This window comes from Akkermansia massiliensis (assembly GCF_023516715.1).
GTDB lineage: Bacteria > Verrucomicrobiota > Verrucomicrobiia > Verrucomicrobiales > Akkermansiaceae > Akkermansia > Akkermansia massiliensis.
Window position 1 is genome coordinate 48,897 of record NZ_JAMGSI010000003.1, and the last position, 21,514, is coordinate 70,410.

The 21,514-nt window shown below is 53.8% G+C and carries 22 protein-coding genes, 1 tRNA gene and 1 rRNA gene; 6 read left to right on the forward strand and 18 right to left on the reverse strand.

All coding sequences use genetic code 11. From position 1 onward, the window contains the following. Positions 1-11 precede the first annotated feature (11 nt). From M8N44_RS13220 to M8N44_RS13245, 6 genes are all read right to left on the reverse strand, one after another. Positions 12-1,589: a pseudouridine synthase gene (locus tag M8N44_RS13220; RefSeq protein ID WP_249853126.1), complete on the reverse strand. Its 1,578-nt coding sequence runs from the start codon at positions 1,587-1,589 to the stop codon at positions 12-14. A gap of 206 nt (positions 1,590-1,795) precedes the next feature. Beyond that, positions 1,796-1,951 carry a small basic protein gene (locus M8N44_RS13225; protein WP_012419301.1) on the reverse strand — a complete coding sequence of 52 codons (156 nt, stop codon included), beginning with the start codon at positions 1,949-1,951 and terminating at the stop codon, positions 1,796-1,798. A gap of 122 nt (positions 1,952-2,073) precedes the next feature. Continuing rightward, positions 2,074-2,793, reverse strand: a complete 720-nt coding sequence (gene trmD / locus M8N44_RS13230) for a tRNA (guanosine(37)-N1)-methyltransferase TrmD (protein WP_102712393.1) — start codon at positions 2,791-2,793, stop codon at positions 2,074-2,076. An 18-nt stretch (positions 2,794-2,811) separates the two neighbouring features. Beyond that, positions 2,812-3,931 (reverse strand): peptide chain release factor 2 gene (gene prfB, locus M8N44_RS13235; RefSeq protein ID WP_215443679.1). Its coding sequence is split into 2 segments (ribosomal slippage): positions 2,812-3,846 and positions 3,848-3,931, totalling 1,119 coding nucleotides; the frame shifts between segments, so codons are not numbered across the junction. A gap of 295 nt (positions 3,932-4,226) precedes the next feature. Then, positions 4,227-4,628, reverse strand: a complete 402-nt coding sequence (locus M8N44_RS13240; protein WP_022396955.1) for a metal-dependent transcriptional regulator — start codon at positions 4,626-4,628, stop codon at positions 4,227-4,229. A gap of 137 nt (positions 4,629-4,765) precedes the next feature. Continuing rightward, positions 4,766-6,454 carry a 30S ribosomal protein S1 gene (locus M8N44_RS13245; protein WP_102712389.1) on the reverse strand — a complete coding sequence of 563 codons (1,689 nt, stop codon included), beginning with the start codon at positions 6,452-6,454 and terminating at the stop codon, positions 4,766-4,768. A gap of 302 nt (positions 6,455-6,756) precedes the next feature. Here M8N44_RS13245 and M8N44_RS13250 point away from each other — a divergent pair, with 302 nt between their 5' ends. Continuing rightward, positions 6,757-7,338: a nitroreductase family protein gene (locus tag M8N44_RS13250; RefSeq protein WP_102729120.1), complete on the forward strand. Its 582-nt coding sequence runs from the start codon at positions 6,757-6,759 to the stop codon at positions 7,336-7,338. A gap of 78 nt (positions 7,339-7,416) precedes the next feature. Here M8N44_RS13250 and M8N44_RS13255 read toward each other — a convergent pair whose 3' ends face one another. After that, complete coding sequence (locus tag M8N44_RS13255; protein ID WP_102722899.1) at positions 7,417-7,893, reverse strand: GNAT family N-acetyltransferase; 477 nt, start codon at positions 7,891-7,893, stop codon at positions 7,417-7,419. A gap of 95 nt (positions 7,894-7,988) precedes the next feature. On the opposite strand from M8N44_RS13255, the gene M8N44_RS13260 reads away from it, so the two are divergent. Beyond that, positions 7,989-8,065: transfer RNA gene (locus M8N44_RS13260), tRNA-Pro, on the forward strand. Positions 8,066-8,252: 187 nt separating this feature from the next. After that, entirely contained in the window at positions 8,253-8,465 is a 213-nt protein-coding gene (locus M8N44_RS13265) for a hypothetical protein (RefSeq protein WP_102722900.1), read from the forward strand. 394 nt (positions 8,466-8,859) lie between these two features. Here the strand turns inward: M8N44_RS13265 and M8N44_RS13270 are convergent, their stop codons facing one another. Continuing rightward, complete coding sequence (locus M8N44_RS13270) at positions 8,860-9,291, reverse strand: hypothetical protein (protein WP_249853135.1); 432 nt, start codon at positions 9,289-9,291, stop codon at positions 8,860-8,862. Positions 9,292-9,392: 101 nt separating this feature from the next. Continuing rightward, positions 9,393-11,030, reverse strand: coding sequence for a PA14 domain-containing protein (locus M8N44_RS13275; RefSeq protein WP_102729109.1), 1,638 nt, complete (start codon positions 11,028-11,030; stop codon positions 9,393-9,395). Positions 11,031-11,322: 292 nt separating this feature from the next. Here M8N44_RS13275 and M8N44_RS13280 point away from each other — a divergent pair, with 292 nt between their 5' ends. After that, the gene (locus tag M8N44_RS13280) at positions 11,323-11,766 is read left to right on the forward strand and encodes a hypothetical protein (RefSeq protein ID WP_102729110.1); all 444 of its coding nucleotides are present in this window, start codon (positions 11,323-11,325) and stop codon (positions 11,764-11,766) included. 60 nt (positions 11,767-11,826) lie between these two features. On the opposite strand, the gene M8N44_RS13285 is transcribed toward M8N44_RS13280, so the two are convergent. Further along, positions 11,827-12,336, reverse strand: coding sequence for a hypothetical protein (locus tag M8N44_RS13285; protein ID WP_102729111.1), 510 nt, complete (start codon positions 12,334-12,336; stop codon positions 11,827-11,829). Further along, positions 12,333-13,964: a hypothetical protein gene (locus tag M8N44_RS13290; protein ID WP_102729112.1), complete on the reverse strand. Its 1,632-nt coding sequence runs from the start codon at positions 13,962-13,964 to the stop codon at positions 12,333-12,335. The genes M8N44_RS13285 and M8N44_RS13290 overlap by 4 nt, the downstream gene beginning before the upstream one ends. A 624-nt stretch (positions 13,965-14,588) precedes the next feature. Between M8N44_RS13290 and M8N44_RS13295 the strand changes: the two genes are divergently transcribed. Beyond that, on the forward strand, positions 14,589-15,434 hold the full coding sequence (locus tag M8N44_RS13295; protein ID WP_022396960.1) for a GYF domain-containing protein: 846 nt from the start codon (positions 14,589-14,591) through the stop codon (positions 15,432-15,434). Positions 15,435-15,451: 17 nt separating this feature from the next. On the opposite strand, the gene M8N44_RS13300 is transcribed toward M8N44_RS13295, so the two are convergent. The 6 genes from M8N44_RS13300 to dapA are packed head-to-tail and all read right to left on the reverse strand — an operon-like array spanning position 15,452 to position 20,332. Then, positions 15,452-16,321, reverse strand: a complete 870-nt coding sequence (locus M8N44_RS13300) for a M23 family metallopeptidase (protein WP_102729114.1) — start codon at positions 16,319-16,321, stop codon at positions 15,452-15,454. A 47-nt stretch (positions 16,322-16,368) separates the two neighbouring features. After that, entirely contained in the window at positions 16,369-17,304 is a 936-nt protein-coding gene (locus tag M8N44_RS13305; protein WP_102729115.1) for a sugar phosphate isomerase/epimerase family protein, read from the reverse strand. Between the two features lie 16 nt (positions 17,305-17,320). Then, entirely contained in the window at positions 17,321-18,109 is a 789-nt protein-coding gene (gene panB, locus M8N44_RS13310; RefSeq protein WP_102729116.1) for a 3-methyl-2-oxobutanoate hydroxymethyltransferase, read from the reverse strand. 20 nt (positions 18,110-18,129) lie between these two features. Beyond that, positions 18,130-18,657, reverse strand: a complete 528-nt coding sequence (folK, locus tag M8N44_RS13315; protein ID WP_022396964.1) for a 2-amino-4-hydroxy-6-hydroxymethyldihydropteridine diphosphokinase — start codon at positions 18,655-18,657, stop codon at positions 18,130-18,132. Between the two features lie 40 nt (positions 18,658-18,697). Beyond that, positions 18,698-19,438 (reverse strand): 4-hydroxy-tetrahydrodipicolinate reductase, encoded by a 741-nt coding sequence (gene dapB, locus M8N44_RS13320; RefSeq protein ID WP_102722906.1) that lies wholly within the window; start codon positions 19,436-19,438, stop codon positions 18,698-18,700. 12 nt (positions 19,439-19,450) lie between these two features. Further along, positions 19,451-20,332, reverse strand: coding sequence for a 4-hydroxy-tetrahydrodipicolinate synthase (gene dapA, locus M8N44_RS13325; protein ID WP_022396966.1), 882 nt, complete (start codon positions 20,330-20,332; stop codon positions 19,451-19,453). A 304-nt stretch (positions 20,333-20,636) separates the two neighbouring features. Between dapA and M8N44_RS13330 the strand changes: the two genes are divergently transcribed. Next, the gene (locus tag M8N44_RS13330) at positions 20,637-21,191 is read left to right on the forward strand and encodes a hypothetical protein (RefSeq protein ID WP_146021202.1); all 555 of its coding nucleotides are present in this window, start codon (positions 20,637-20,639) and stop codon (positions 21,189-21,191) included. A 202-nt stretch (positions 21,192-21,393) separates the two neighbouring features. Here M8N44_RS13330 and rrf read toward each other — a convergent pair. Further along, positions 21,394-21,509 (reverse strand): 5S ribosomal RNA (rrf, locus tag M8N44_RS13335). Positions 21,510-21,514 lie beyond the last annotated feature (5 nt).

A 21,514-nucleotide genomic window follows, 5' to 3' on the forward strand; every position in this document is an offset into this window, starting at 1 on the left:
CAAGTCAATCATTAACGGCCCCTGTTTCCGCGGGAGAAACCGCCGGAAGATCTGCCGCCAAAGCCCGGTTTGCGAAAACCGCCTTCACGACGCTGGAAGCCTCCCTCGCGGCGGTCTCCTCCGAAACCGCCTTCGCGGCGTTTAAAGCCTCCTTCGCGGCGGTCTCCTCCAAATCCACCTTCACGGCGCTGGAAACCTCCTTCACGGCGATCTCCGCCAAATCCACCTTCACGGCGCTGGAAGCCTCCCTCGCGGCGGTCTCCGCCGAAGCCACCTTCACGGCGCTGGAAGCCTCCCTCGCGGCGGTCTCCGCCGAAGCCACCTTCACGGCGCTGGAAGCCTCCCTCGCGGCGGTCTCCACCGAAGCCACCTTCACGGCGCTGGAAGCCTCCCTCGCGGCGGTCTCCACCGAAGCCACCTTCGCGGCGTCTGAAACCTCCCTCGCGACGGTCTCCTCCAAATCCGCCTTCACGGCGCTGGAAGCCTCCTTCGCGGCGGTCTCCTCTGAAACCCCCTTCACGACGCTGGAAGCCTCCCTCGCGGCGATTGCCACCGAAGCCGCCTTCCCGGCGCTGGAAACCGCCTTCGCGGCGTCCACGGAAACCATCTTCCCGGCGTTCACGGGAACGGAATCCGGAATCATCCCGAAGGTCTTCACCCTCCTTGATTTCATCCTCGTCCTCTGTATCCGCAAAGCGGGTTTTCATTTCCGGAGTAGGTTCATAAGAATCCCCGGCTTCAAAATCTTCCGGATTAAATACATAACCTTCATCAGAATCAGCGTTCTTCCCGCTCTGTTCGCCCTTGGCGGAAGTCCCGGCGACAAGCTGGGAAGCACCCAGGTATTTGCGCTGGCGGGGAGGATTCTTCAGCAGCAGGGCTACATCCGCATCATCCAGGAATCTCCAGCTTCCGGGTTCCAGATCGCCCCCCCACAGGGAACCGATGCGCACGCGTACCAGCTTGCGGACGCGGAGGCCCAGGCACTGGAACATCTGGCGCACCTGGCGCTTCAGCCCCTGTTCCAGAACAACACAGGCGCGGCGCGCGGAAGCGCGGCAGACGTACTTGGCCTTGGCATTGCCTTCCGGAATGCGGACTCCGCGCAGGAACTGCATCAGCACGGAATTGTCAAAATTCTGATCTACCGTCACCCAGTATTCCTTTTCAATCCCGCCGGTGGGGTGGGAAAGGGTTTGGGTCAATTCCCCCTTGTTCGTCATGATCAGGAGGCCTTCGGAATCGGCATCCAGCCGTCCCACGTAATTCAGATGGCGCAGGCGCGGCGGCAGCAGGTCGTAAACAGTGCCTATGGCCCCCTGGGCTTCACGGCTGCATACGTACCCGCGCGGCTTGTTCAACAGCACCACGACTTCCTCCATGGGAGTCATGTGGCGGCCGTCCACTTTCACGAAATCCTTCTCCGTCACCCTCATTCCGGGCGTATCAATAACCTTCCCGTTCACTTCCACGCGTCCTTCCTCAATCAGTCTGTCAGCCACCCGGCGGGAATCAATGCCGCAGGATGCAAGGAATTTATTAATGCGGATACCTCCGTTTTCTTCGGAGCCATGTTGTTCTTCACTCATATTGGTATAATGTCCGCTATCTCAGCGGATGGTTTTGTATTGTTTGTATTACGGCAATTCGCGCGCCCCAAAAAGAGGGATGGCCTTCTTTGCCGGAAGAAAAAAGCCTCTCGGTTCATAGACATCCGAGAGGCTTCCTGTATTAGGAAAATGACTTGCCGTGCATGACTCCGCCGGGAAACTCTCCGGAGGGGGTAAAAGCAGGCTTAAGCTTCATGCTTGGTCTTCGGCAGGCCGAGAGGGCTTTGACCCTTCTTCCATTCGCCGCGTTCCTTGAGAAGCTTGACGCGTTCAAAACGCTTCAGGACGGAACGCTTGCCGCCTACGGTACCGGTTGCTTTGAGGCTGGAATGCTTGGACATGATCTTGTGTTTTGTAAAAGGTTCAGAAAGGTGCTTCACACCACCCTCACGGTGGCAGGCGAGGTCTTATAACGGAAGGCCCCGGTCTTGGCAAGAGAAATTTGACGCGGCGCTCAAATATCTCATTCCACGGCATCCTCCGGATGCGCCTTCAGCCACGCCCTCCATAAATCCGGACGGTTCAGCCGCGTACGCTCCAGAGATTTCCCGTGCTTCCACTTTTCAATGGCGGGATGGTTGCCGCCCAGCAGGATGTCCGGAACGGCCATCCCGCGGAACACGTTCGGCTTGGTATAGGCGGGCGCCTCCAGAAGGCCGTTGGAAAAAGATTCCTCCACGGAAGAGCGTTCATCCCCCAGCACACCGGGAATCAGGCGCGCTACGGCATCAATCACCACCACGGCGGCAATCGCCCCGTTCGTGAGAATATAATCCCCGATGGACAGCTCCACATCCACCAGCTCTTCCACCACGCGGTGGTCCACCCCCTCATAATGCCCGCAGAGAATGATGAGGTGGCCGCCGGATGCGGCCAGCTCCCCGGCCAGGGACTGATTGAAGGTGCGGCCCTGCGGGGTCATCAGCACCACGCGCGTTTCCGGCCTGCGGAGTTCCTCCACGGCGGCAAAAATGGGTTCCGGTTTCAACAGCATGCCCTGCCCGCCCCCGCAGAGGTAGTCGTCCGTCTTGCGGTGCTTGTCCACCGTCCAGTCACGGATGTTATGGCAGCGCACCTCCACCAGCCCCTTTTCACGGGCCTTCCCCAGGATGCTGCCGCCCAGGGGGGCTTCCACCATCTCCGGGAACAGGGAGAGAACGTCAATAATCAGTCCAGCGGCCATAAGAAGGGAAGGAAAACGTCAGCGTTCGCGCTTGTGGCCGCGCAGCATGGCCTCAATGAAGGGGTCCAGGTTGCCGTCCATCACGTCCTGAATGTTGCCGGATTCCACGCCCGTGCGCAAATCCTTCACCATCTGGTAAGGCTGGAAGACGTAGGAACGGATCTGGTTGCCCCAGCCGATGTCCCCCTTTTCACTGTACTGGCGGTCGGCTTCCGCCTGCTTCTTGTCTTCCTCAATCTGGTACAGCTTGGCGCGCAGCATGTTCATGGCCTCCTCCTTGTTGCGAAGCTGGCTGCGTTCGTTCTGGCAGGCTACGATCACTCCGGAGGGAATGTGCGTGATGCGCACGGCGGTTTCCACCTTGTTCACGTTCTGGCCGCCCTTGCCGCCGGAACGGTAGGTATCCACCTTCAAATCCTTGTCCAGAATCTCAATACTGATGGAATCGGAAACCTCCGGCGTAGCGTCCAGGGAGGCGAAGGAAGTGTGCCGCTTACCGGCGGAATCAAAGGGAGAAATGCGCACCAGGCGGTGGATGCCGCGTTCATTCTTCAAATAACCGTAAGCATACTCTCCATCCACCTTCAAGGTTACGGAACGGATGCCGGCGTCATCGCCATCCGTGCTTTCCAGATAAGTCACGGAAAAGCCGCGGCGCTCACACCAGCGGATATACATGCGCATCAGCATGGACGCCCAGTCACAGGCTTCCGTGCCGCCTGCCCCGGCGTGAATGGTCACATAACAGGAAGCCTGGTCCTGCGGGCCGTTCAACAAGGTCAGCAGCTCAAAATCCGCCAGGGACTTCTGCCATTTGGCAAACTCCTCCACGGCCTCCCGGCCCAGGTCGTCGTCATCCGCCTCCTGGGCCAATTCAATGGTAGCGTCAATATCCTCCAGACGGGATTTCAATGCGGAAAACGCCTCCATCCTGTGTTTCAGGGGATTCACTTCCGCCATCAGCGCCCGCGCGGCATTCTGGTCATCCCAGAAATCCGGAGCGCTCATGCGTTCGTCCAATTCGGCCACTCGTTGTTGAATGCCGTCCAGGTCAAAGATAGCTCCCGAGCTCGGAAAGACGGCTGTGCAAAACAGCCGTGTCGAGCGCCGAGAGATCTGCAGCGATATGGGGATCCATGCGCGGGAACCTATCACGAATCACCTGAACGGAAAAGGGCAAAATACCGATTCTCCCGGTCATTCTTTTTTCAAGGAAAATTTCTCATGGAGATACTCCATAAGATTCTGGCAAGGAACGGAAGATCCTTGTTCCCGGCAGTGCGGCTATCGGAAAAAGCAGGGGAAAGGACATATCCCACAGCCTGAACGAATCACAGGGCCGTGTATGGAGGTATCCCGTCCTTCCCGGATAGCCGGCACCCAAAGCGCAATGGAGGCTTGGTCCAAATCCCGCCCGCCACCGGAACTAAAACCTATCCGGCAGAATCTTCCCCGGCCCCCTCAAAAGGCCGTATCCGGCAGGACTTGAGCTTTTCAATCTCCTCAAAAGTCATGATATGCTCAATCTGGCAGGCAACCTCATTGGCGCGTTCTTCCGGAAGAGCCAGTTCCTCCCTCAGGAAATCAAACAAAATACCGTGGCTGACAATGATTTTTCCCGCGATTCTGCGGCCCTGGGGCGTCAGCTTGACGGGAGCATACTGCGTGTACTCCACCAGCCCCATGTCCGCCAGCTGCTTGACGGCAGACGTGACGGAAGGCATCTTCACCTTAAGCATCTCTGCAATATCCCGCACCTGGGCCGTTCCGCTCTTTTCAGACAGCAGCCCGATGGCCTCCAGATAATCCTCATTGCTCTTGGTCAGCTCCAACATGGTATAAGAGAACAGTTAATCCCTTAGGTGAAACTAACTCAAGACTTTTTCCATCCTTATTTGGAATGAGAAAAAAAACCACCGCGAATATCACTATTCGCGGCGGTTAAATCAATCAGTGAATTACGTAGATAAGCTTACTTCTCTTCAGAAGGGCTCCATTCTTCGTTTTCACGGGTAGCCAGGTTGAAGGCGTGTTCCAGGCCCACCATGTCGCTGCTCGGGCGGAGAGCTTCAAAGGAGGCGGTTTCACGGCGGAGCTGTTCGGTGTCGTAATTGACGGCCTTGATGGAAAGGCCGATGCGGCGTTCGATGCTGTCCACCTTGATCACGCGGGCGGTGATTTCATCACCCACCTTGATCACGTCCTTCACGCGTTCCACGTGGTCTTCGCTAAGCTGGGAGATGTGAATCAGGCCGTCGATGTCCCCGTTCAGGTTCACAAAGGCGCCGAAGCTGGCGATCTTGGCCACTTGGCCGGTCACCATGTCGCCCACCTTGAAGCGGTCGTTGATGGATTCCCACGGATCAGACTCAAGCTGCTTGATGCCAAGGGAGACACGCTGGTCTTCCTTCTTGATTTCCAGAACGATGGCTTCCACTTCGTCGCCCTTCTTGAGGACTTCGGAGGGGTGGTTGATTTTGCGGGTCCAGCTCATGTCGGACACGTGGATCATGCCGTCGATGCCTTCTTCCAGGCCCACAAAGGCACCGTAGGGAGTAAGGTTGCGGACCTGGCCCTTGATAACGGTGCCGATCGGGAAGCGGGATTCGATATCCGCCCAGGGATTGTCTTCCAGCTGGCGAACGCCGAGGGAGATTTTCTGTTCCTTCACGGAAATGGAAAGCACCACGGCTTCGATTTCCTGGTCCAGCTTCAGCACGTCGCTCGGACGGGTGATTCTCTTGACCCAGGACAGTTCGGAAACGTGCACCAGGCCTTCCACGCCCTTTTCCAGCTCCACGAAGGCGCCGTAAGGCAGAAGCTTGGTCACGCGGCCCTTGACATGGGAATTGATCGGGTACTTGCGTTCGATGTCCGCCCAGGGATTGTCCGTCATCTGCTTCAGGCCCAGGGAAACGCGTTCCTTTTCGCGGTCCACTTCCAGAATCACGACTTCCAGGGACTGGCCGATGTGGAGCATTTCGCTCGGGTGGTTCACGCGGCCCCAGCTCATATCCGTGATATGAAGCAGGCCGTCCATGCCGCGGAGGTCGACAAAGGCGCCGAAGTCCGTGATGTTCTTCACGAGGCCTTCCACCTTGTCGCCTTCCTTGACGGTTTCAAGGAAGCGCTGGCGCTGGTCGGCGCGTTCGGCTTCGATCACTTCGCGGCGGGAAAGGACGATGTTCTTGCGGTCGTCGTTCACCTTGACGATCTTGAATTCGTAAACCTTGCCCACGTATTCGTTCAGGTCGCGCGGGGGAATGATATCCACCTGGGAACCGGGAAGGAAGGCTTCCACGCCAACGTTGACCATGAGGCCACCCTTGACGACGCTCTTCACTTTACCCTTGACCAGGCCGCCATCGCGGTACACGCCCACGATCTTATCCCAGTTCTGCTTATGGGCGGCCTTTTCCTTGGAAAGGACGACGATGCCTTCGTCGTTTTCGAGGCGTTCCAGAAGGACCTCGATCTGGTCCCCCACTTCGATTTCCTCGTCTTCAAACTCGGAAATGGAAATAGCGCCTTCGGACTTGTAGCCGATGTCCACCAAAACGACTTGGGGACGGATTTCCTGGATGGTTCCGGTAACGATGGAACCTTCACGCAATTCGCGGAACTTGCTGTCAATAAGTTCCGCCAGTTCAGTTGTGCTCATTTAAATGGTTGATGAGTTAGTATTGCCGATTTTTCTCATGGCCCCTTATTGGCCGGCGGGCAATCGGGGCGCCTTCCCCCGCCGGGCGAAAAATCGGTTGCCTTCAATACCAGTTTCACGCAAGAACTCAAGGCTTTTCTTGAAAAACTCCTTCCGATTTTTTTCCGGCCCTGCGGCGCCCTGACGGATGGCGGCAAAAACAAGCGCACAAAAACCTTGTAGCCCTCCCTCCCCATGTTAAATTCCGGCTAATGGGAAAATGCGGAACATCCGCATCCATCAACCACTCCCGCCGCAAAGCCATGAAAAAAATCATCCTGTCCCTCCTCGCTGCGGGGCTGTCCGGAACAGCCCTCCTTCACGCCGCGGAACCCGTCAAACTGGACCAGCCGGACCTGGAACGGGGGGCGCCAATTATGAAAGCCCTGTCCGACCGCCAATCCATCCGGAGCTTTTCTGAAAAAACGCTCTCCCAAAAAGATCTGTCAGACCTGCTCTGGGCCGCCAACGGAATCAACCGCCAGGAATCCGGCAAGCGTACCGCCCCGTCCGCCATGAACCGGCAGGACGTCAAAATTTACGTATGCACGAAAGACGCCTCCTACCTCTATGACCACAAGGCCCACGCCATGGTCCCCGTAAGCGACGGGGACGCGCGCCCGGCGGACGCGCCCGTTTGCCTGGTTCTTGTGACGGACACGGCGGAACCCTGGGCAGCCATGGACGCCGGCATCGTCTCCCAGAACATCTCCCTGTTCTGCTCCGGAACGGGACTGGCTACCTACCCACGGGCCAGCATGAACAAGGAGGCCCTGGCAAAAGCCCTGAAACTGGCCTCTCCCCAAACGCCCATGCTCTGCCATCCGGTAGGGTATAAAAAATAACAACTTCCGGTTCCATCCTTTGGATGGGCCGGAAAAGGGGCCATCCGGAACCGGAAATGAATTCCGCAACAGGCGGAATCAGGGCTCCGGCAGAATATCCACGTAAATGCCGGGAGAGCTCCCTTCAATGGGCATCGCGCCTACCGTCCGGGCATAAAAATCGGCCGGCCCTACCCCGCCGATGATGCCGTAGGCATGCCCCATCTCACGGAGTGCGTTCAATGCGGAAACCAGCAAAACCTTGCCCACGCCGCTCTTGCGCGCCTCCTCCGCAACCCCCATGGGGCCAAGAAAACCGCGCGCCGTCACGTCATAGCAGGCAAAGCCGAGAATCTTCTTCTCCCGTGTGGCAATATAACAGGAAATGGGCTGGCGGCTGAATGCAGTCTTCGTTTCACTCACCCACTTGGGAGAAAAATTCCGGCCTACCCATCCAGCCACCAAATGGCGTTCATAAGCCCCCGGCCGCCGGATCAAAATGCCGTCCTTCTCCAGCTTCCGCAGCTCTTCTTCAATATCGGGCAAATCATACAGCCGTACCAGCATATCCATCATAACCCCGGCACCGTATCACAACCAAGTGCCGCGGCGAATAAAAAAAACTGGACAAACCCTCCTTTCAACCGTAGACTTCGCCGCACCACAAACAACGAGCTGTAGCGCAGGCTGGTAGCGCGCTTCGTTCGGGACGAAGAGGTCGCAGGTTCGAATCCTGTCAGCTCGACCACTTTTTAAAAGCCGCCTTCGGGCGGTTTTTTTGTTGTTTGAATACTGCTTTTCAAACAATTTCACACCTTAGAAACCCTATTTTCCTGTTATTTTACACTAAGGTGAATATAGCCCACTAAGTTTAATAAATGGTGCCATACTGATTGATTTTGAATCCATAAAGAGTATCAAGGACACAAAATCACATGAGCAAACCTCTCAGATTTACCATCTTCAAAATGCAACGTTGGGGCAAAATTCTCTACAGGATCAGAATACCGACCAGATTTGCAGCATCAGGGGAAAAAACCGACTTGTACTACAAAACAAGAGCTGAGGCTGAAGAAGAACAAGCCCTGCTCAGAGAAAAGTTGCCTTGCCGCGTTCTCGCAAAGAGAGCAAGCATTCTTTGTTTTTAAAAAAAGGTTTCTGAACATCGTGTCTGGAGAAGGAACTTACAGGTTTCCCTCTCCTGGAATCCCTCATTAAACCTACCCTTCACGATCCAGCCTCATTTGAGCACGTTTCATTAACCTGTAAATTCAAAAAGGGTAAGAAAAAACAGACCTTGGACAAATCATACTCCAAGAAGAATTTCGAGGAAAAAATGCTCTTGGCAATAAGGCAATCAACTACGCCGTTGTCGTCTATGATTACGACAAAGATACTTTCCTTGACGAAAAAGCAACAACAAACACAGAGCCATCTTTCCAAGGGACTTTAATTGAAGACGTGCAAAGACACCAAGTTGAAAATCCACAATAAAAAGCCCCGCTCATATTTCATGAGCGGGGCTGTCCCAATTTTTCAAATTCACCTGGGGATTTGATCCATGACGATAAAATCCTTTTTCCCCACATACTCCCTCCGGGTACCAGGATCTCCATATCCGTCCCGGAAACGTACTTCCAGTTCGTATATTTTTCCGCTGGCCAGAGGTTGTAAATAGGTCAGCAGCAGGTATGCATCCTTGACGGGCACTTCATATTTTTCTCCGGGGTTCAAGGTAATAAAGCGCATAAGATCCGCGACACGTTCCATTTGATAGGAGGGAAGATACCATGCCGTTGGCCTTTCTCCCTTCTTTCCGTTTCCCTGACTCCATATCTTGATGATGATATTCGGCCCGCGTTCCTTGAGAGGATAGAAGTCGTCGAAAAGACGCACAGCCTTTTCTCCCTTGTTGGCAAACACAAGCTTGAAGTCCGGAAAAGCGGCTCTTGGATCGAACGAAGTCTTTTCCATCACCACGGAACATTCAATCCCATTGTCCGCCTTGTCCCCCCATGCAGAAGCATGGAGGGACAGGCTGGCCAGAAGTCCTAAAATCTGGAAGATTTTTTTCATTACAGCACGAGTTTAGTCGCCGCCCGGAGAGTCCCCAGGAAACAATTCTTACCCTGCTGATTATAGTAGCGCGTTTCCAGTTCACAAGAACATTGTTTCCAGTCTTCCAACTCGACGTTATCCAGACAAACCGGAATTGTCACATGGTATTCCTCTCCGGGTGCAAGCTCCCGGTAGTTCAATGCACGATGAAACGTCATTGTTCCCATCTTACGCTCAAGAACACGAACGTCTCCCCGTTCGGTTCCCAGAATCGTCATGAAGAAGAAATCGGACGTTTCGTCGTCGATTTCGTCCAGAATCCGGACAGGCAGACTTCCCTCGTTGCGGAAACAGACTGTAATTTCTCCCTGCATGAACCTGGATGTGTCAGCAATGGAGAGCTTCAGGGATGTTGATTCCTCCGCAACTGCCCTGCTCCGTGTTTTCCCTTCGTTGACCGGCGGCAGGAAGCAAGGAGGCTCAATCGTGCCGGGTTGAGTAATATCCGCAGAAACGTTCCATCCATTGGTTAACGCCTGTTCTATAACCTGAAGGGTAGCATTATTCAGGACTTGTTGTCCGGCACAATAGGGGCGGTCGTTGGCGCCGTCCGGCAAACGCATCACATAATCTTTAACTTCGAGCCATAAAATATCTTTCCACGTTTGGACAGCCTTATTCATAGCTTCTATGGCGTCATCCATCTCCGGCTTTTCAGTGCAGGAAACACTCTGCTTTTCCAATTCTTCCTGTATTTTTAATTCCTTCCAGTAGTATTTGTAAGCATCTTCCCATTGCCGGCGGTGGTGTTGTTCGTGCGCGAGCGAGGCGGCCTGAGTATGCCACTTCCACACTCCTGCACGAGATTGATAGCCGTTCATGCAGTCAACCGCTTCGATGGCCTCAGCCTCTGAAACGGGAGGGTTGGCCAAAGCATCTCTGTAAGAGTCAGTTTTCAGAGAAATCTTGGAACCACAAGTAACGAGCTGAAGGCGCAACCTCCATACATTGGCGGCCTCATCCTTGCAGGCGGTAACATAGAAATTTGGAGGCGTGCCCGTTGTTTCACTTCTATTCAGACTGTTGTCAATCGTAAATTCCGGGTGGTCCCATTGGATTTCGACTTGTTGAGAAGGTTCACATGTAATGGAAGCCTCCCGTTCAATCGTCCAAAGCTTGATTTTGGGAGATGCTGAAAATTCACGGTTCATGGTGGAGTTTCCCTGGTACTTCCCTTCCATAATAGGTTTGGTATCCATGGTAACGTTGAATGCAATGGCATTGTTGCTGACAGGCTTGTAAGCGTGATTGCTGTATATCAAAGAAACCTTGTAATACCCGGCTTTCAGATATCTTGAACCCGTTTCCAGAGACAATTTCCCATTGGGCGGATCTCCTTTTTTCCCGCAGAGAAGTTCTCCTGCAAGGCTGAGGTACCCCTCATCATCGGCTTCTACACCGAAATAATACAAGCCGTCATGTTCCACCTTGATGAACATTTCGGGAGCTCCGGCACAGGTGGCATAATCCGAAGGAGTTCCGTCAAAGCCATATATCATTTCATCAACACCGAGCGTCTTGTTGATAAGAGGCTCATACCCTTGATAAATGCAGACGGGATTAACTGCCTTGTTGATTGGTATGTAATTATTCATTGCTATTGTTTGCTGTTTATTTTTTGGAAAGACTGAACCATCAGTCTTCTAGTATCCTGCCGATGTTCCATTGAACATATCAACACGTTTAACGCGTAGTTCACCCCACATTCGCCACGTAGGGGAAGGTTAAAACGACACGATAATCAAGCGGAAAATAAAGGGTATGAAAGGGGTACAAGAACACAACCATTGACTATCAATAGCCAAAAACTGAATTCTCTTCGTTCGGGACAGAGCGGAAGCCAGAAGGGAACAGGCAAAATCAGGAATCTACACAAGAGAAAAAATTATGGAATTGAAGATTTCAGAAAAGGAGCGGCAAGAACTCTTAAATCTCTTGAAGCAAACCGAATCTGAAAAGGAAAAAGCAAAAGCCATATGTGAACAAAAGCGTGTAAACAAAGAAGAGGATAAGAAAGCATTTGAAGAAAAGCTTTCACGAATGACTCCCGATGAAAAAGCCAATTACATCTTTGCCAAACTGAAAAAGGGATATTCTGCGATCATTGAAGTTGCCATCAAAGAAAACATGCATGACCCTGACATGTTTGAGTTCATCTCTTTTACAGGGCAACCTCTAAAAGTTGAGTCTGGCCGGACAGACATAAAAGCCATTTACAAATTCAGAGGGAAAAACGCCCTTGGAGCCAAAGTCCTCAACTCTCTGGAATGCAAAATCAATACCGACACAGGAGCACTCTACGACATCCAAAATCCCAAAGCAGGAGAATGAACCTTCTCCACAAAAAAGCCCCGCTCATATTTCATGAGCGGGGTAGATTTTTCAGAAAAGTTATTTTGTCACAAATTCTTTCCTTGCCACGTATCCTACCGAATGGCTCGGTGTCCCGTAATCGTCCCGGTAAGTCACTTTCATCAAATACTTCTTCCCCCTTTCCAAGGGATGGAGGTAGATGACATGTTTCGCAAAATTCCGGATGGGAACCCGGAAAGGAATCCCGGGCTTCAAGGCGGTGAACTTCATGTTCGCTACACTGCGTTCAACACGGTAACGCGCCCAGTAATAAGCCATTTTTTTAGCTTCTCCATCCCATATCTCCAGAATGATATCCGGTTTTACGTTATTTGCAGGATAGAAGCTGTCCAGCAGGCGCACTTCTTTCCGGCTTTTATTGGTAAAGATCAGCGTAAAATCCGGAAAAGGCTTGCCCGTCTCGACAGGTTCGGATGCCAGAACAACGGAACATTCCACCTCCTTGCTCTCCGGCCAAAAGTTGAATTCGCCTCCCAGGGACGGGAGGCAGGTCAACAGGATCAGGCAGGGAAGAAGAATTTTTTTCATAAAAGTACAGACGCGGTTGTTTCCAAAACTCCATGAAAACAGCCTGTTCCATGCCAGTTGCAGAAGAGCATTTCCAGTTCTCCGGATTGAACTTCCATCAATTTTCCTGAAATTTGGGAACTATCTACGGGAATGTCAAGCCTGTATTCTTCTCCGGGAGACAGCTCAAGACAGGGCAACTCCCGGGAGAAGGTGATTTTCCCTACCTTGGAATTCAATCGGTAGGTCCTCCCTGCCTGCAAACTTGTATAGAAAAAGAAATCCGACGTACGATCGTCAATCACATCAGGAAGTTTGACCACATCTCCGCTGATATTTTTTAAACCGACCCTTATTCTCCCTCTCAGCAAGTCCGCAGTATCCGCAATGAACAGCCGCAGAGGAGCCACAGTCCTGATTCTGGAGCCCCTGGCACTTTCCCCATTGACCGGAGGCAGATAACACACTGGCTCAATGACTCCAGGTTGGGTAATTTGACGCGGAACGTTGCTCCAGCCGTTCCGATCCACCAGATTGATGACGAACTCCGTGGCTTCATTCAATTTTTTCTGCCCGGCGTGATAGGGCCTGGTATTTTCTTTATCCGGCAAACTCAGGAAATATCTATCCGCTTCATCGTGGAATTTCTCCATAGTAGCTGCTATCTTCATTTTCATTTCTTTCAAGGCGTCATCCATTTCAGGAAATTGCCCACAGGACACCTGGATCTTTTCCAATTCTTCCTGCACCTTCAAGTTGGTCCAGTAAAAATTGCATGTGTCCTTCCACTGTTGCTTGTGATGCTCCTCATGGGCCAAAGACGCCGCAAGAGTATGCCACTTCCAAACTCCCGGACGAGACTGGTATCCGTTCATGCAATTGACAGCCTCAATAGCCTCGGCTTCGGTAACCGGTGGCTTGAAAAGAGTATCCCTATAGAAACCTGTATGAATTTCAATGTCACATCCGCTGGATACCATCTGGACGCGCAATCTCCACACATTGTTCTGGGTATCCTTGCAGGCAGTCGTACGAACATCCACCAATAGAGGGATACACTGGCACTCACCGGTCCCCTCATCTTGAGTCAGGGAATTTTTCTCCCATTTAATCTCTACATTTTGAGAAGGTTCGCATGTAATTCCTTCTTCCTTTTCAATCGTCCAAAGTTTGATTTTTGGCGAAGGAGAAAAAGAGCGTTTCATGGTTGATGCTGCAGAGTAGTCGCCTTCCTTAATGGGTTCTTTATCCATCGTCACATTCAAGGCGACGGCATTGCCGCTGACAGGCTTATAGGCGTTATTGGTATATGAAATCCTGACTTTGTAGAATCCGGGTTTCAAATACTGTTTTCCAGTAGCCAATTCCAAACGTCCGTGTTTTTCAGGAGCCTGTTTGTCACATACGCAGAACTCTCCAATGAAAAGTTGACCAATATCATCAGCTTCCACGCCAAAATGATACAGCGCCTCTTCTTCCACCTTGATGAACATTTCCGGTGCTCCGGCACAGGAGGCATGTTCGCACGAGCCTCCATCAAAAGTGAAGGTCATTTCATCGACACCTAGTTTCTGCGGAATGAGGGCTTCGTAACCGTCACAGAGAACCTTCGGACCAATAGCCTTATTGAAAGGAATATAATTATTCATTTTATTGAGTGTTGTTTATTTTTTGGAAAGACTGAACCATCAGTCTTCTAGTATCCTGCCGATGTTCCATTGAACATATCAATACGTTTAACGCGCAGTTCACCCCTCATTCGCCACGTAGGGGAAGGTTAAAACGACACGATAATCAAGCGGAAAATAAAGGGTATGAAAGGGGTACAAAAAGTATAACCATTGATTATCAATAGTTAAAAATTGAATTCTCTTCATTCGGGACGAAGAGGTCGCAGGTTCGAATCCTGTCAGCTCGACCATATTTCCCCATTGCAAGGCCTTGTAACCCATTCACGTTACAAGGCCTTTCTCTTTTCCGACTTGTGTATTCCGCGACCTTGTGGATAAACTATCCTGCCCCCGTACTTTTACTTGAACACCAGCTTGAGCCCTCTCTCCTGCGGTTCCATGCACAACAGCATTATCTTGTTCGTACGGAGAGATATGCACAGGAAAAGCGGCCTATCCATTCCGGAAATTTAATAGCCCCCGGCGCTCTGACGACTTGCGACATGGCTTTTATTCAAGGCCAGGCATCTGGCATGGGACTTTATCAGTCATCCGTCAAATTCCCATTGCCCAGAGCCTGCTTCTTTTTCTAAAATACAGGTAATGAGTGAATACTTCCTGAAACTCCCCGGCGATTCCCAGCCGAGAGCCTATTCCGAATATGAAGTCCGTGAATTTCTGGGACAGGGCGTGATCGACTCAACAACGCTCACCTGGAAACAGGGCATGGATGGATGGCAGCCTGTGGACCAGGTTCTGCCGTCAATGTCCCCCGTCCGGAAAGAATTGCAGGAGGCAGAAGAGGAAAACCAGCCAGCGGAACAGGAATACCGTTTGCGTTATCCTCTGGCCGGGCTTGCCAAATTATCCATCCTGGCGTGCTTCGTGCTGCTGCCTTTCATGCTCTGGAGCAGCTGGATTGTTTTCTCCAACAACGTCACCAATTATGAGGAAATCCAGATGCTCATCCAGCAGAACATGGCTCACCTGCCGTCCTTCGCGGTTCCGCTGGTTTTCCTTTTCAGCATCCTGTTCATTCCTTCCCTGCTCATCCAGTTGATCTGGCTGTACCGGGCATCCGCCAATGTCCAGGGCTTCCAAATTCCGGGGCTGCGGTTCACGCCATTCCTGAGCGTCCTCCTGAGCTGCATGCCGGTAGTCGGCATGGTGCTCAATGCCCTGATCCTTCAGGAATTATACCGGGCTTCAAAGAATCCGGCGGCATGGATGCTGCAAGCCCCCTCCCGGTCGCTGCGGCTGTATCTGCTCGTTACCACGGCTTTGACCCTGTGCGCGCTCTTCCCCTTTGGGGCGGAACATTACCTGACGGCATTTCTGGTGATCGGCTCGCTGATGACGGCGGCCAGCATTCTGTGGCTGGTCTGCGTCCTGCAAATCACCAGGAAGCAGCAGGAGCTGGTTTCCAAAAATCCGGACACACGCTCCTGACGGGGAAAACGCCGGGGTCAGCGGTCTCCCTTTTCCTCCGTGTCCGGACGGTCGTCCGGAAGGATTTTATCCAGCGCTTCCATACTATTGTCCTTGTACAGGTTCTCCAGCAGCTTTTCCCATCCCGCCGCCATTTGAACCTGTTTCAGGGCAATAACGGGATCAGGCATCATCATTTCCGGGGAGGGAGCGTATTGTTTCAATACTTCATCCGGATTGATCCGGTTGAACGTCGTTTTTCCATAGCCCGGCATTCCCGCTTCATGGGCGATGGATTCAATCATCTCAAAATGCAGATGCGCCAGATAGTTGCCGTGCGCCGTTCCGACCGTGCCGATCTGCTCTCCGCGCCCCACCAGCGCCCCCAAAGGAATGTCGCTGACGGTTTTCAAATGAGCGTACAGGCTCTGCACAAAACGCCCGTCCGGCAGGCGGTGGAGCAGGACGACGACATTGCCCCAGTCCGGCGAAGGCTCTCCCGCGTAAATCAACAGCCCGCGTCCAGCGGCCCTCACGGGCAGACCCTCATCCGTGTTCTCGCCACCAATCCCATTCAAATCCTGTCCGGTATGCCGCCCTCCACGGGCGGCATTCATATCACCCAGTCCCTGGGCAACATAGGTAAAGGCGCCGTTTTCATCTCCGAGAGGGGACGTGAACGCATCCGCCAGCGGAGCCTTTGCCAGCTCCTGGGGCGTCAGCAAAATCATCCGGTAATCCACAGGCACCGGAGCAGACCGGGGAACATCCTCATCATAAATATTATGGCGCATCCCGGCATCCGGAGAGGCGGCATGGCTGGTTTTATACCAGGCAAACGCCGTAATCAGGATGCAGGCCGTTCCCAGAAGGCCCAGAATGACGCGGGATGTCGTCTTGTCTATCATCGTGCCGACTTTATATCCAATGAGCCGTATTTACAATCACAAGATGGTCAGACCAGCGTCTCCGGAAACTTTTCCGTCCACAATTCGCGCGCCGCACGGATGTCCTCCGCGGAAGCGCGTCCGGAGAGTTCCCAGACGAGCGGAACTCCATGCGGGAAAAAAGGCAGCAGGCGTTCAAACGGCACTCCGCCGCCCAGCAGGGGAACCTGGTGGTCCCGCGACGGCCACTTGACGTCGTTTACATGCCCACCTATCAAATGGGAAGACATCCTGCGGAGAAATTGTTCATGATTCAATATAAGGAGATTGTGCTTCCTTTGAATATGACCGAAGTCATGCCAGTACCCGATGAAGGGATTTTCCCCAAATTCCTGCATCAGCAGGCCCATTTCATCCTCGCTGGGAACCTGTTCATAATGGCTGCGCCCTTCAATGCCCAGCTTTACGCCAAGTTCCGCAGCATGGGGCAGAAGCTGCCGGATGGCCTCACGGGCACGTTCCAGATAAACGGGAGCAAGCCGGTTGCGGCGGCGCACAAACTCCCCCTTGGTTCCGGCAAATGACTCCGTTTCCACCATTCCCTGACGCGCCAGGCTCTGCAAATGAGCCGTATCCGTACGCTTCACCAGAGGTTCCACCGTCCCCATGTGCAGCACAATGTATCCGGCGCCCAGGGCGGCCCCCTGCTCCATGGATTTTTTCGTCAGCTCAATCGCCTTGGCGCGCACCTGCGGCAAATCTGCGGTAAACGGCCTGCTGTCCGGAGCGTCCCCCACCTCGTCGATGGGTGCCGGGAAATAATTATGGACCCCGGCCACCTGAACCTTTCCGGCTTCCACCGCCCTCATGATGCCGGGCAGAAGGGAAAGCTTGATGCCGTGGGAAAGTTCCACATGGTCAAATCCCAGGGAGAGGATTTCATCAATCATCTCTTCCCCGTCCTGGTGGCGGTGGGAGTTCCAGCATGTAGAAAATACCAGCATAGGCAACGGTCAACTGTTATGAACTGATGGAGCCGGGGTCCGTATAGGAATCCTTCATCCATTCCCTGACGGCGGCAGTCATGCTGCCGGCCACATCCGCTCGCGGTTTGACGAAGGCCGGGACAAACCACGGGAACGCCCCCACCAGGTCATGAATCACCACCACGTCCCCGTCACACGTATGCGCGCCGGAACCGATGCCCAGCGTGGGAATGGGGGAATGCACGGTAATCTGGCGGGCCGCATGAGGCGTCACGCCCTCCACGACCACAGCGCAGGCACCCGCCTCCGCCACGGCTTCCACATCCTTCACCAGGGCTTCCTCCTCAGCGGAGGATTTCCCTTTGATTTTATATCCGCCTTCCTCCAGCACCTTTTGCGGCAAGAGGCCGATATGCCCTACCGCGGGAATGCCGGCATCCACAATGGCACGGATCTTTTCCGCCTGGGCGGCTCCCCCCTCCAGCTTGACGGCGTCCGCTCCGGCCTGGAACAGCCTCCTTGCAGACTGCACGGCCTGCTCCACCGTATCATAGGTATGAATGGGCATATCTCCCACCAGCAGGGCATTCTTCACGCCGCGCGCCGTGGCTTCCACATGGTGAATCATGTGGTCCAGCGTCACATGGGTGGTATCCGGAAACCCCAGAAGCACCATTCCCACGGAATCGCCTACCAGCACAATATCCACGCCGGCCTCATCCAGAAGGCGGCCCGTAGGGTAGTCATAAGCAGTCACCAGCGTCACGTGCCGCCTGTTCTTGCAGGCGCGGATGCGTTCCGCTTTTTCAAGAGATTGATTCATGATGTTCTATAAACATGCAGTTACCAGCGTTCCGATACCAGGAGCGGGTCAGCCTCATCCGTATCCAGTTCCGCCAGCAGGCAGGAAACCGTTTTAGCCTGGCGGGGCAGAATGAGGTCCGGCCTGATGTCGGAAAGAGGCTTCAAGACAAATTTTCTCAAATGAGCCCTGGGATGGGGGAGAATCAGGCGGGGCGGATCGTTGACCACCATGTCCCCCGCGTAAATGATGTCCACGTCCGCCGTACGGGGTTCGCAGCGGATTCCGGAGCGGATGCGTCCCAGGGCGCGTTCTATGCCCTGGCAATGCACCAGCAGTTCTTCCACCGTACCGGGCCAGGTGAACTCCACCACGGCATTCAAATAATCATCCGCGCCATGCGGACATCCCTGCGGACTGGTAGCATACAGGGAGGATTGCAGGAAAGGATCGTCGGACAGGCTCATCTTCAGCAGATGGTCCCTGGCCTGAACCATCAGGCTGTTTTTGTCCCCCATATTGGATCCCAGTGCGATGCCGGCTCTCTTCATCAGCAAAAAAGGCATCATGGCCGTTCCGGGAAGGGGAGACGACCATGATGCGGAAAAATTATAATTGGGAAAGGCCCAGAACGTCTTCCATGGTATACAGCCCCGGTTCCCTGCCCTGCAGCCAGAGAGCTGCACGGACCGCTCCGGAGGCAAACGTCATGCGGCTGGATGCCTTGTGGGTAAGCTCCAAACGTTCTCCGTCAGAGGCGAACACCACGGTATGGTCTCCTACTACATCCCCTCCGCGCAGGGAATGCATGCCTATTTCATTGGCGGGACGGGGACCCACCAGGCCTTCGCGGCCAAAAACCACGCTGTCTTCATAATTCCTGCCAATGGCGCCGGACAGGATTTCCGCCAGCGTCCGGGCCGTGCCGGAAGGAGCGTCAATCTTGTGGCGGTGATGCATTTCCATCACCTCAATGTCGCAGCTGCCGCCCAGGATCTGGGCCGCCTTGCGCGTCAGCCAGAACAGGGCGTTTACTCCTGCGGAATAGTTGGACGCGAATACGATCGGGATGGATGCGGCTGCATCCATAATCTCCTGACGTTCCAGCTCCGTATGCCCCGTGGTGCCTATCACCAGGGGCTTGTTATTGGCTACGGCTTCCGCCAGCAGGGTGCTGGTGAAAGCATGGTGGGAAAAATCAATGGCGACGTCGCATTTGGCGAGAGCCGGATAAAGCTCCTGCCCCTGGTCGTACGTGGCGCCCACGCAGGTGTCCGGATTCTGCGTCACCGCCTCCTGGACAGCCTGGCCCATGCGGCCCGAAATGCCTGTAACAAGAATGGAAATCATATAGTTGAGATATCAAAGAACGTTGAAACGTTGAAGAAGCGCGGAAAGCTGGGCTTCCTTTTCTTCCGGCAAAGGAACCAGCGGAAGCCGCACGCCGGGCTGGATATCCCCCCTCAGCGCCAGCGCCGCCTTGATCGGGACGGGGTTGGAATCCAGTGTCATGAGGCCCTTCATCAGTGGATAAAATGTTTTCTGGAGGGAAAGCATTTCACCCATATTCTGATCCAGGCCGGCTTTCACGATGGAATTCATGATTCCGGGAACCAGATTGGACGTTACGGAAACCAAGCCACTGGCGCCACAGGCCATAAAGGGAACCGTCAGGCCGTCATCACCGCACAGGACGGTAAAATCTTCCGGAACCACCTGCATCAGCTGGTTCACGCGGTCCACGCTGCCGCCGGCCTCTTTCACGCAAATAATGTGGGGACAGTCCTTTGCCAGGCGTCCCACCGTCTCCACGCTGATTTCAATACCGCAACGGCCCGGGATGCTGTACAGCATGATCGGCAGGCGGGTGGCGTCCGCAATGGCCTTGAAATGGGCATAAACGCCATCCTGGGAAGGCTTGTTGTAATAAGGGCACACCTGAAGCGTACCGTCCACGCCCATCTTCTCCGCCTCCTGGGTCATATGGATGGCCTCCGCGGTAGAATTGGCCCCCGTACCTGCAACTACCTGAATGCGGCCTGCCGCGCTCTCCACGGCCAGTTCAATCACCCTCAAGTGTTCTTTTACAGTCAAGGTGGGGGATTCACCCGTGGTGCCGACGGCCACAATGCCGGCCACGCCGGCAGCCACCTGGGCTTCCACAAGCATTCTAAAAGCCTCTTCATCGACCCGATTGCCGACAAACGGAGTCACAATTGCTGTATAAAGACCTTGAAACTTCATAACCTTACTTGGAAATATACTATATTAACAGACACTTTTTGTCACGACAGAATACAGAAATATGGCATGCCTGTCAGGCATCCCGGAATACCGTTCGGGAACAGACGGAACAAAATTCCAGACAGGAGTTGAACAAGGAAAGAGATGCTTCCGTCCTCATGCCGGGCTTCCAAGCGGCTTTTCTTCCATTGACAACGATGTATTCACGGTGAATATGACGCCCTTCCCTCCCGCACAGAAATAACGCCGCCGCACACGCGGAGGAAGCCAGCCTGGACTGGGAGACGTGCCGAAATACCGGACGGTGAATCACAACCTGGTTTATCCTGACGTCCTTCCTATTCAGACAATTCTCCAACCCTGCGGCATCTTCCTTCCAACATTGTTCCCTCCATCTTACCTTTCTTCCGGAACGGGAGACCATATTCACAATCATGGCGCCGGAAACAAAAGCGTGCTCAAGCAGAATGGACAGGCGACTGCGTGCGGAACAATTCAGGCCCTGCACCTCAACCGCGGCATCCTCACAGTTGATCAAATAATCGACTCGTCCATAGAGGGTATGTACCAGCCCTGCGAAGGAAGCCAGATCCGGAGGATGGCCCAGACAGCCCGACATGCCAAAGTGATTGCCCCCTGGCAGACAGTCCACCACGCGGGAAGACTCTTCACCGGCTTCATGCAGCATGGCAACCACAGTTCCCCGGCACGCAAACGCCTTGGCGGCGAGGTATCCTATGTTGCCGGCGTTCCCCAGGATGACCGCAACGGGCTTCTGAATGATATGGGATTTCATACGCCGCCATTTTTGATGGAAGAACGGGTGCCGTCAATAGCAGGAATATTCTTAAACCGTTAATAAAGAAAGAGTGATAGTTAAGAAAATGTTACGTAAGGTAAGAACTCTATTACGACAGGGATAGCCGTCCTCCTTGTTTGCCTCATCCTCCTTCAGTTCCTTTTAGCAAAGTATAGGAAGAGAAGGAGATTCAAGATCGCGCCATCAAGAAAACGAACAAGCCCCGCCAGTTGAGGAACTGGCGGGGCCTGATGAAAAAAAATCCCGGCGGCGACCTACTCTTGCGGGACCTATCGTCCGACTACCATTGGCGCGGCAGCGTTTCACTTCCGGGTTCGGAACGGGACCGGGTGGGACCACTGCGCTCTGGCCACCGGGCTTCA

Bases quoted from the DNA above. Each gene is read 5' to 3' on its own strand.
- M8N44_RS13295 (WP_022396960.1), top strand. From the start codon at position 14,589: ATGAGTGAATACTTCCTGAAACTCCCCGGCGATTCCCAGCCGAGAGCC.
- M8N44_RS13285 (WP_102729111.1), bottom strand. From the start codon at position 12,336: ATGAAAAAAATTCTTCTTCCCTGCCTGATCCTGTTGACCTGCCTCCCG.
- folK (WP_022396964.1), bottom strand. From the start codon at position 18,657: ATGATGCCTTTTTTGCTGATGAAGAGAGCCGGCATCGCACTGGGATCC.
- M8N44_RS13245 (WP_102712389.1), bottom strand. From the start codon at position 6,454: ATGAGCACAACTGAACTGGCGGAACTTATTGACAGCAAGTTCCGCGAA.
- M8N44_RS13275 (WP_102729109.1), bottom strand. From the start codon at position 11,030: ATGAATAATTACATACCAATCAACAAGGCAGTTAATCCCGTCTGCATT.
- M8N44_RS13300 (WP_102729114.1), bottom strand. From the start codon at position 16,321: ATGATAGACAAGACGACATCCCGCGTCATTCTGGGCCTTCTGGGAACG.
- M8N44_RS13270 (WP_249853135.1), bottom strand. From the start codon at position 9,291: ATGGAAAAGACTTCGTTCGATCCAAGAGCCGCTTTTCCGGACTTCAAG.
- M8N44_RS13220 (WP_249853126.1), bottom strand. From the start codon at position 1,589: ATGAGTGAAGAACAACATGGCTCCGAAGAAAACGGAGGTATCCGCATT.
- M8N44_RS13250 (WP_102729120.1), top strand. From the start codon at position 6,757: ATGAAAAAAATCATCCTGTCCCTCCTCGCTGCGGGGCTGTCCGGAACA.
- M8N44_RS13225 (WP_012419301.1), bottom strand. From the start codon at position 1,951: ATGTCCAAGCATTCCAGCCTCAAAGCAACCGGTACCGTAGGCGGCAAG.
- M8N44_RS13265 (WP_102722900.1), top strand. From the start codon at position 8,253: ATGAGCAAACCTCTCAGATTTACCATCTTCAAAATGCAACGTTGGGGC.
- panB (WP_102729116.1), bottom strand. From the start codon at position 18,109: ATGAATCAATCTCTTGAAAAAGCGGAACGCATCCGCGCCTGCAAGAAC.
- dapB (WP_102722906.1), bottom strand. From the start codon at position 19,438: ATGATTTCCATTCTTGTTACAGGCATTTCGGGCCGCATGGGCCAGGCT.
- M8N44_RS13280 (WP_102729110.1), top strand. From the start codon at position 11,323: ATGGAATTGAAGATTTCAGAAAAGGAGCGGCAAGAACTCTTAAATCTC.
- M8N44_RS13290 (WP_102729112.1), bottom strand. From the start codon at position 13,964: ATGAATAATTATATTCCTTTCAATAAGGCTATTGGTCCGAAGGTTCTC.
- M8N44_RS13255 (WP_102722899.1), bottom strand. From the start codon at position 7,893: ATGATGGATATGCTGGTACGGCTGTATGATTTGCCCGATATTGAAGAA.
- trmD (WP_102712393.1), bottom strand. From the start codon at position 2,793: ATGGCCGCTGGACTGATTATTGACGTTCTCTCCCTGTTCCCGGAGATG.
- dapA (WP_022396966.1), bottom strand. From the start codon at position 20,332: ATGAAGTTTCAAGGTCTTTATACAGCAATTGTGACTCCGTTTGTCGGC.
- M8N44_RS13240 (WP_022396955.1), bottom strand. From the start codon at position 4,628: ATGTTGGAGCTGACCAAGAGCAATGAGGATTATCTGGAGGCCATCGGG.
- M8N44_RS13305 (WP_102729115.1), bottom strand. From the start codon at position 17,304: ATGCTGGTATTTTCTACATGCTGGAACTCCCACCGCCACCAGGACGGG.